At 73.2% G+C, this 10,337-nt stretch carries 2 protein-coding genes; both read left to right on the forward strand.

Annotated elements, in window-relative coordinates:
• Window positions 1-2,441: SDR family NAD(P)-dependent oxidoreductase (locus V7E46_RS29565; protein ID WP_333771293.1), on the forward strand; the 2,441-nt coding region annotated here is incomplete at its 5' end.
• Between the two features lie 31 nt (window positions 2,442-2,472).
• Window positions 2,473-10,337: SDR family NAD(P)-dependent oxidoreductase (locus V7E46_RS29570; protein WP_443054388.1), on the forward strand; the 7,865-nt coding region annotated here is incomplete at its 3' end.

The raw sequence follows: 10,337 nt of genomic DNA on the forward strand, positions 1-10,337 counted from the left end.
TGCTGGCCGATCTGGCGCCGATCGCGCCGCGGTCCGCGGAGATCCCGGTCTACTCCTCGGTGACCGGTGAGGTGATGGACACCGCGCAGTGGGACGCCGGGTACTGGTACCGGAACCTGCGGAGCACCGTGCGGTTCGAGGACGCGCTCACGGCCGCGCTCGACTCGGGTGATCGTGTGGTGGTCGAGGTCAGCCCGCACCCGGTGCTGGTGCCCGCTGTGCAGGACGTGGTCGACGGTCGTGAGGGCGCGGTGCCCGTCGCGGGCACGCTGCGGCGCGGCGAAGGATCCCTGCACCAGATGATCACCGCGGTCGCCCAGGTGTACGCCTGCGGTCTCGCGGTGGACTGGACCAAGGTGTTCGCGGGCCGGGACGCCGTGCGGGTGCCGCTGCCCACGTACGCGTTCCAGCACGAGCGCTACTGGCCCGACCCCGAACCCGACCCGCTTGCCGCGCAGGTCGCGGTGGACCCGGCCGATGAGCGGTTCTGGGCCTCGGTGGAGCAGCAGGACGTGCGGTCGGTGGCCGAGACGCTCGGGCTGGACAGCGCCGTGGTCGCGGCGATGGTGCCGGCGCTGGCGTCGTGGCGCGCCCGCCGCCGGGACGAGAGTGCGGCTGACGGCTGGCGCTACCGGGAGACGTGGAAACCACTCGGTGGCAACCACTTCCCGGTGATCTCCGGACGCCGGCTGGTCGTGGTCCCGGCCGGGAAGAGCGACGACGCCTGGGCGAGCCACGTGGCTGCCGCGCTCGGCGCGGACACCGTCGTACTGGAGCACAGCGACGACGCAGCGCTGAGCTGCGGGCTGCGGGCCGCGCTCGACGCCGACGTCCCGGTGACCGCCGTGCTGTCCCTCACCGCGGCGCTGGAACCGGACACGACTACCGCGCTCATGAGCACCATCGCCCTCCTGCGGGCACTGCGCGACACCGGCGCGCCGCCACTGTGGTTGGCGACTCGGGGCGCAGTCTCGGTCGGCAGCCAGGATCCGCTGACGGCCCCGGGGCAGGGCGCCGCGTGGGGCCTGGGCCGCGTCGCCGCGCTGGACCAGCCCGGTCTGTGGGGCGGTCTGCTCGACCTGCCCGAGGTCTTGGACCTGCGAAGCGCGCGCCTGGCCACGGCGGTGCTGTCGGGCACCTCGGGTGAGGACCAGGTGGCCGTGCGCCCGTCGGGGTTGTTCGGGCGGCGGCTGGTCCACGCCCCGGCGCCCCGGCCCCGTGCCGGGTCGTGGACGACCTCGGGAACGGCGCTGATCACTGGCGGAACCGGCGGGCTGGGCTCGTACATGGCCCGGTGGCTGGTGGAGCGGGGCGCCGACCACCTCGTGCTGGTGAGCCGGCGCGGCCCCGACGCCGAGGGCATGGAACAGCTACGGCTGGAACTGGAGGTCGCCGGCGCCGATGTGACGGTGGCGGCGTGCGACGTGACCGACCGCTCGGCGCTGGCCGACGTGCTCGCCGCCATTCCGGAAGACCGTCCGCTGCGGACAGTCGTGCACGCCGCGGGTGTCGTGGGCGAAACGGCGCCGCTGCCGTCGATGACCCGGGACCAGTTCGAGTGGCCGGTGCGGGTCAAGGTGGACGGTGCACGGCATCTGGACGAGCTGACCGGTGACCTGGACCTCGACGCGTTCGTGCTGTTCTCCTCCGGCGCGGCGGCGTGGGGCAGTGGAGGGCAGGCGGGTTACGCCGCGGGCAACGCCTTCCTCGACGCGCTGGCGCAGCAACGCCGTTCACAGGGCCGGACGGCGACATCGATCGCCTGGGGGTCGTGGGACGAGGTCGGCATGCTGAGCGGTCCGGGTGTGGCGCAACGGGACCGGCTGGCCGCACTGGGTGTGGTGCCGATGCGGCCCGAGCTCGCCATCGCCGCGGTGGCGCACGCCGTGCGGGAGGGCGAGACCTCGCTCGTGGTCACGGACATGGACTGGGCGCGGTTCGCGCCGGTGTTCACCGCGATGCGACCGAGTGCGCTCCTGTCGGACCTGCCGGAGGTCCGGGCGGCGTTGAACGGTGGCGGGCAGGACGCCGAAGCACTTGGCGGGTTGCGAGGCCGGCTGACCGGGCTGTCCGAGGCGGACCGTGAACGGGCGGTGCTCGAGCTGGTTCGCAGTTCCGCCGCGGTCGTGCTCGGACACGGCTCGGGCACGCAGATTCCGCGGGAGAAACCCTTCAGCGAGCTGGGTTTCGACTCGCTGACCGCGGTCGAGCTGCGGAATCTGCTGCAATCGGAATCGGCTGCCGCGCTGCCCGCCAGTGTGGTCTTCGATTACCCGACAGCGGCCCGGCTGGCCCACTACCTCAGCGGCGCCCTGGGACTGGGCACGGCCGTGGAAGCCGAAGCCGTCGCGGAGCCGCCGGCCCTGCCGGACGAAGACGAGACGGCCCTGCTCGCCGCGAACGCGGACGACCTCATCGACCTCGCACTGCGCGAAGACTGACCGGGACCTGGAGGTCGCGATGACTGCGTCTGTGGAGAAACTGACGGAGGCCCTGCGTGCTTCACTTCTGGCCAACAAACGGCTGAAGCAGGAGAACAAGGCCCTGACCGGGGTGGCGCACGACCCGGTCGTCCTCGTCGGGATGGCGTGCCGGTTCCCGGGCGGTGTGCGGGGGCCGGAGGACCTGTGGCGCCTGGTCGCGAACGGAGCCGAGGGCATCGGCCCGTTCCCCCTGGACCGAAACTGGGACCTCGACGCCCTGCTGGGCACCGACGGCCCCGGCTCCGGGCTCTCGGCGACGGGCGAGGGCGGCTTCCTTGAGGGGCCGGGTGACTTCGACGCGGCGTTCTTCCGGATGTCGCCGCGTGAGGCCCTTGCCACCGACCCGCAGCAGCGGCTGCTGCTGGAGGTCTCGTGGGAGGCGCTGGAACACGCCGGGATCGATCCCTCGTCGCTGGCCGGGAGCCGGACCGGGGTGTTCGCCGGCGTCTACCAGTCCGGCTACAACGAACTTCTCTCGCGTGCCGACGAGCAACTGCGCGGTCACCAGATCACCGGTGGCGCGCCGAGCGTGATCTCCGGCCGGGTCTCCTACACCCTCGGGCTGGAGGGCCCCGCGGTCAGCGTGGACACCGGCTGCTCCTCGTCCCTGGTCTCGATGCACCTGGCCGCCCAGGCACTGCGGGCGGGGGAGTGCACACTGGCGCTGGCCGGCGGGGTCGCGGTGATGGCCGCATCCGACGCGTTCGTCGGGTTCACGGCGCAGGGCGGCCTAGCCACCGACGGCCGGTGCAAGTCCTTCGCTGACGCAGCCGACGGCACGGGATGGTCCGAGGGCGTCGGGATCGTGGTGATGGAGCGGCTGTCCGACGCCCGCCGCCACGGCCACGAGGTGCTGGCGGTGTTCCGTTCGAGCGCGACCAACCAGGACGGCGCCTCCAACGGCCTGACCGCGCCGAACGGTCCGTCGCAGCAACGCGTGATCCGCCAGGCGCTGACCGCCGCCGGTCTGTCCGCCTCGGACATCGACGCGGTGGAAGCGCACGGCACGGGTACGAAGCTGGGTGACCCGATCGAGGCGCAGGCGCTGCTGGCGACCTATGGTCAGGACCGCCCCGAGGGCCGGCCGCTGTGGCTCGGGTCGCTGAAGTCCAACATCGGCCACACCCAGGCGGCCGCCGGTGTCGGCGGTGTGATCAAGATGGTCATGGCGCTGCGGCACGGGGTGCTGCCGAAGACGCTGCACGTGGACGCGCCGACCACGCAGGTCGACTGGACGCAGGGCGACGTGCGCCTGCTGACCGAATCCCGGCCCTGGCCCGAAAACGGCCACCCCCGGCGGGTCGGGGTGTCGTCGTTCGGCGTCAGCGGCACGAACGCGCACGTGATCCTCGAAGCACCCGTCGACGCCGGCCCGACCGCCGCCGCCCCGTCCGGCCCCGGTGCTTTCGGCGCCGCGGGCGTGGTGCCCTGGATCCTGTCGGGGAAGACCGAAGACGCGTTGCGCGCTCAGGCGGCGAAACTGCTCGCGCATCTCACAGCGGATCAGGCGTCCGGCCCGGTCGACGTGGGCTGGTCGCTGGTCACCACACGGGCGAGGTTCGAGCACCGCGCCGTGCTGCTGGGCACCGAGCGCGACACACTGCTGACCGGGCTCAGGGCTGTCGCGGCCGGTGAATCCGCTCCGGGCGTGACGCTGGGCATCGCGGCCGAGGACAACCAACTGGGCGTGTTGTTCACGGGGCAGGGTGCGCAGCGGGTGGGGATGGCCCGCGGGTTGTACGACGGTTCGCCGGTGTTCGCGGGGGCGTTGGACGGGGTTCTTGCGGAGTTGGATCCGTTGCTGGACCGGCCGTTGTGTGAGGTGATGTGGGGCCGGGATGCGGAGTTGGTCAATGAGACGGGGTGGGCGCAGCCGGCGTTGTTCGCGGTCGAGGCGGCGTTGTTCGAGGTGCTGCGGGCGTTCGGGGTGACTCCGGACTATCTGCTGGGGCATTCGATCGGTGAGGTGACGGCGGCGTACGTGGCCGGGGTCTGGTCGCTGGCTGACGCGTGCCGGGTCGTGGCGGCGCGGGCGCGGTTGATGCAGGCGCTGCCCTCGGGTGGGGCGATGGCGGCGATCTCGTTGCCGGAGACCGAAGTGGTCGAGCTACTGCCGGAGACGGTGTCGGTCGCGGCGGTCAACACCGCGGATTCGGTAGTGGTCTCCGGGCCGCGCGAAGCCGTGGACGAAGTCGTCGAGGTCGTGTCCGGGCGTGGACACCGGGTGTCGCGGCTGCGGGTGTCGCACGCGTTCCATTCGTCGCTGGTGGAGCCGATGCTGGCGCAGTTCCAGCAGGTTCTGGAGACGGTGGAGTTCCGGCCGCCGCGGATCGCGGTGGTGTCGAACCTGACCGGGGTCCGGGCGACGGACGCCGAGTTGTGTTCGCCGGAATACTGGACCCGTCAGGTGCGGTCGGCGGTGCGGTTCGCCGATGGCGTGCGCTGGCTGGGCGAACAAGGTGTCATGGCGCTGGTCGAGCTCGGGCCGGACGGGGTCCTGTCGGGCCTGGCACGGGAAAGCTGCCCGCCGCAGACCGTCGTCGTGCCGTTGCTGCGCCGCGAACACGATGACGTGCCGACCCTGGCGTCGGCGGTGGCCCGCCTGTGCGCGCAGGGCGTCGAAGTGGACTGGACCACGCTGTTCGCCGGCCGTGACGTCACGCGGGTGCCGCTGCCGACCTACGCCTTCCGGCACCAGCGGTACTGGCGCACCTCCAGCGGTTCGGCCGACGTGTCGGCGGCCGGCCTGACGGCAGCGGAGCATCCGCTGCTGGGCGCGGTGCTGTCGTTGCCGCAGACGGATGGGCTCGTGTTCACCAGCCGGCTGTCGGTGCGCGCCCACCCCTGGCTGGCGGATCACGCGGTGCGCGGCGCGGTGGTGTTCCCCGGCGCCGGTCTCGTGGAGCTGGTGATCCGCGCCGGCGACAGCGCCGGCTGCGACCGGCTCGACGAGCTGGTGCTGGAGACCCCGCTCGTCCTGCCCGCGCAGGGCGGAGTTCAGCTTCAGGTCGTTGTCGGCGAGGACGACGCGCACCGGCGCGCTGTCGCGGTGTACGCCCGGCCGGACGGCGAAGAGACCTGGACCCGGCACGCCACAGGCACCGTGAGCCCGGCCGCGACCGGGCCCGCGGACCACGCGCTGTTCGACGTGCTCGGCCGGCAGTGGCCCCCGGCGGGCGCGGCGCCGCTGGACACCGAGCGGTTCTATGAGCGGCTCGGCGGCGGTGAGTTCGCCTACGGACCGGCGTTCCGGGGTCTGCGCGAGGCATGGCGGGACGGCGACCGGATCCTCGCCGAGATCGAGCTGCCCGAACCCGGCCGCGGTGCGGCGGAGTCGTTCGGCATCCACCCTGCCCTGCTGGACGCGGCGTTGCACGCCATGGTCTTCGCGGACCTGGCGTCGGCCGGGGCGGGCTGGCTGCCGTTCAGCTTCGCCGACGTCGTGCTGCGGGCCTCGGGCGCCTCGCGGCTACGGGTGGCGCTGACCCGGACGGGTTCGGACGAGGTCACCCTCGCGGTCGCGGACGACACCGGGGCGCCCGTGCTGTCCATCGGCTCGCTCGCCGTGCGGCCGCTGGCCGCCGCCAGCGTCACCGCCGGCGAAGGCGGCACTTTGCTGAAGCCGGAGTGGATCGAGATCACCGGCGCCGCCGCCGCGGTGGACGAGTGGCTGGTCGCGGATCCCGCCGACGTGACCGCGATAGCGGACGGCGCCGAACCCCAGGCGGTGGTGCTGGCGGTTTCCGGCGACCCGGAGGCGGTGGTCGCTTCCGCACACGAGCTGACGGGCCACGTGCTGCGGCAGGTGCGGCAGTGGCTGTCGGACGACCGGTTCACCTCGATCCCGCTGGTGATCGCGACCGCGGGTGCGGTCGCCGCGGAGCGGGAGCCGGTACGCGACCTGGCCGCCGCGGCGGTGTGGGGCCTGGTGCGGTCGGCGCAGACGGAGCACCCAGGACGCTTCGTCCTGCTCGACACCGACCGCGCCGTGGACGCCGGCGTGCTGGGCCAGGTCCTGGCCGCCGACGAGCCGCAACTGGCGGTGCGCGAAGGGCGGCTCCTGGCAGCCCGGCTGACGAGGACCGGACCGGCCGACGAGCTGGCCGCCCCGCTGGACACGCCGTGGCGGCTGGCGTCCACCGGGAAGGGTCTGCTGGACGACCTCGCGTTGCTGCCGTGCCCCGAAGCGGCCGGGCCGCTGGAGAGCGGACAGGTCCGGATCCGGGTGCACGCGGCCGGCCTGAACTTTCGCGATGTGCTCAACGCGCTGGGCATGTACCCCGGCAAGGCGGGACCGCTGGGCGGCGAGGCGGCGGGCGTGGTCACCGAGACCGGCCCCGGTGTGACCGGTCTGCGCGTGGGCGACCGCGTGATGGGCCTGGTCCCCGGCGGGTTCGGGCCCGTCGCGGTGACCGATCACCGGCTCCTGACGGTGGCGCCGGACGGATGGTCGTTCACCACGGCCGCCTCCGTGCCGATCGTGTTCCTCACCGCCTACTACGGCCTGGCCGACCTCGCGGGTCTCCGCGCCGGGGAGTCGGTCCTGGTGCACGCGGGCGCAGGCGGTGTGGGCCTGGCCGCGATCCAGGTCGCGCGGCATCTCGGCGCGGAGGTCTACACCACTGCGAGCGAAGGCAAGTGGGACGCCCTGCGTGCGCGGGGTGTCCGGCCTGACCGCCTCGCGTCCTCGCGGGATCTGGCCTTTCGCGAGGCTTTCCGCACCGCCACCGCAGGACGGGGCGTCGATGTCGTGCTCAACTCCCTGGCGGGGGAGTTCGTGGACGCCTCGCTGGACGTGCTCGCGTCCGGCGGCCGGTTCGTGGAGATGGGCAAGACCGACGTCCGCTCGGCCGAGAGCCTCACGGACCGGTACCCCGGCCTGAGCTACCGCGCCTTCGACCTGACCGACGCCGGCGCCGAGCGCGTCCAGCACATGCTGCGCGAGCTGGTCGGCCTGTTCGAAGCCGGCACCCTGCGGCCGCTGCCGGTGACCACGTGGGACGTACGGCAGGCGCCGGAGGCGTTCCGGTTCATGAGCCAGGCCAGGCACATCGGCAAGTTGGTACTGACCGTGCCCCACGAGCCGGACAGCGCGGGCACCGTGATGATCACCGGTGGTACCGGCGCTCTGGGCGCGGTGGTGGCGCGGCATCTGGCCGTCGAGCACGGGGTCCGGCACCTGATGCTGCTGAGCCGCCGCGGCCCCGATGCACCGGGAGCAGCGGAGTTGGCCGCCGAGCTGGCCCGCCACGGCGCCGAGGTCACGGTGGCCGCGTGTGACGTGACGGATCGGCGGGCGTTGGCGGACGCGCTCGCGTCCGCCAGCCCGGAGCATCCGCTGACCGGTGTGGTGCACACCGCGGGTGTGGTCGACGACGGGGTGATCGGCTCCCTGTCGCAGGACCAGGTGGACCGGGTGCTGGCGCCGAAGGTGGACGCGGCCTGGCACCTGCACGAGCTGACCCGGGACCTGGATCTCTCGCTGTTCGCGGTGTTCTCTTCGCTCAGCGGCGTGCTCGGCAGCGCCGGCCAGGCGAACTACGCGGCGGCCAACGTGTTCCTGGACGCGCTGATGCAGCGGCGGCGGAACCTCGGACTGCCCGGAGTGTCGATGGCGTGGGGTCCGTGGACCACCGAGATCGGTATGGCCGGCGCCCTGTCGCGGACCGACCTCCAGCGGCTCGCGCGTTCGGCGATGCCAGCACTGGCCACGGAGCAGGGCATGGACCTGTTCGACCGGGCGGCGCGTTCCGCGCAGCCTGTCCTGGGGCTCGCCCGCCTGAATCTGCCGGCCCTGCGCAAGCAGCAGGACCTGCCCGTGTGGCGCACGCTGACGGGCGGGCGCCGGCCCGCCGCGAACCGCGGCTTCGCCGGCGGGGGACCGGGCGGGCGGCTCGCTTCGATGTCCACGGTGGACCGTGAGCGGGCGCTGGCCGAACTGGTCCGCGAATCCGCGGCCACGGTGCTGGGACACAGCTCGGGCGCCGGGATCGATCCGGCCCGGCTGTTCAGCGACCTGGGGTTCGACTCGCTGACCGCCGTCGAGCTGCGGAACCTGATCCAGGCCAGGACCGGGATCGCCCTGGCGGCAGGAGTGGTGTTCGACTACCCGACCGTCACCCGGCTCGCCGGGCACCTGGCCGACCGGTTCGGCGACTCGCCCACGACGGCTGCCGTGCCGGAGCCGGTGTCGGTGGCCGACGACCCGATCGTGCTGGTCGGGATGGCGTGCCGGCTCCCGGGCGGGGTCACCGGTCCGGACGATCTCTGGCGGCTCGTCAGTGAGGCTGGGGACGGGATCGGCCCGTTCCCGGTCGATCGCGGCTGGGACCTGGACGAGCTGGTGGGCCCGGACGGGACCGGCATGTCGGCGACCGGCGAGGGCGGCTTCCTCGCGGGCGCCGACGAGTTCGACGCGCCGTTCTTCCGGATCTCGCCCCGCGAGGCGGTGGCGGCGGACCCGCAGCAGCGGCTGCTGCTGGAGGTCTCGTGGGAAGCCCTGGAGCAGGCGGGCATCCTCCCCGAGACGCTGGCGGGCAGCCGGACGGGGGTGTACACGGGCGCCTACCAGATGGGCTACGGCGAACTGGTCGCCCGGTCCGACGACCAGCTGCGAGGACACCAGATCACCGGCGGTGCGACCAGCGTGATCTCGGGCCGGGTGTCCTATGCGCTGGGGCTGGAGGGTCCTGCGGTGAGTGTGGACACGGCGTGTTCGTCGTCGCTGGTGGCGATGCACCTGGCGGCGCAGGCACTGCGCGCCGGTGAGTGCTCGCTGGCTCTCGCCGGTGGTGTCACGGTGATGGCCACGCCGGAGGCGTTCGTCGGGTTCACGATGCAGGGCGGGCTGTCCGCGGACGGCCGGTGCCGGTCCTTCGCCGAGACCGCGAACGGGACCGGCTGGTCCGAAGGCGTGGGCGTGGTGGTGCTGGAGCGGATGTCGGACGCGCGCCGCAACGGTCATGAGGTGCTGGCGGTCTTCCGGTCGAGTGCGGTGAACCAGGACGGTGCGTCGAACGGGTTGACGGCGCCGAACGGTCCGTCGCAGCAGCGGGTGATCCGGCAGGCGCTGGCGGCGGCGGGTCTGTCGGCGTCGGACGTGGACGTGGTGGAAGCACATGGTACGGGTACGCGGCTGGGTGATCCGATCGAGGCCGACGCGCTGCTGGCGACGTACGGTCAGGACCGGCCGGAGGACCGCCCGTTGTGGCTGGGCTCGTTGAAGTCGAACATCGGGCACTCGCAGGCGGCCGCGGGCGTCGCGGGCGTGATCAAGATGGTCCAGGCGATGCGGCACGCGGTGCTGCCGAAGACCCTGCACGCCGAGCGGCCGACCACGCAGGTGGACTGGGCGCGGGGCGAGGTGCGGCTGCTGACCGAGGCGATGCCGTGGCCGGAGAACGGGCACCCGCGCCGGGCCGCGGTGTCGTCGTTCGGCGTCAGCGGCACGAACGCCCACGTCATCCTTGAGGCCCCGGCCGAAACCGACGCGCCGCACGAGACCGCGCCGGGTACCGGTGTGGTCGGCGCGGACGGCGTGGTGCCGTGGGCGCTGTCGGGCCGGTCGGACGAGGCGGTGCGGGCGCAGGCCGCCCGGTTGCTGGAGTACGTGGAGGGCGCGCCCGCGCTGCGTCCCGTCGACGTGGGCTGGTCGCTGGCCACCACGCGTACCGCGTTCGACCACCGGGCCGTGGTGGTGGGCGGCGACCGGGAGGAGCTGATCAGCGGACTGCGTGCGGTCGCAAGCGGTGCGCCCGGTGTCGTGCGGGGCCCGGCTCGGAGCGGGGACCAACTGGGCGTGTTGTTCACGGGGCAGGGTGCGCAGCGGGTGGGGATGGCGCGTGGGCTTTATGC

The sequence above is a fragment of the Streptomyces sp. IBSBF 2435 genome (genome assembly GCF_036815005.1).
In the GTDB taxonomy this organism is placed as follows: domain Bacteria; phylum Actinomycetota; class Actinomycetes; order Streptomycetales; family Streptomycetaceae; genus Actinacidiphila.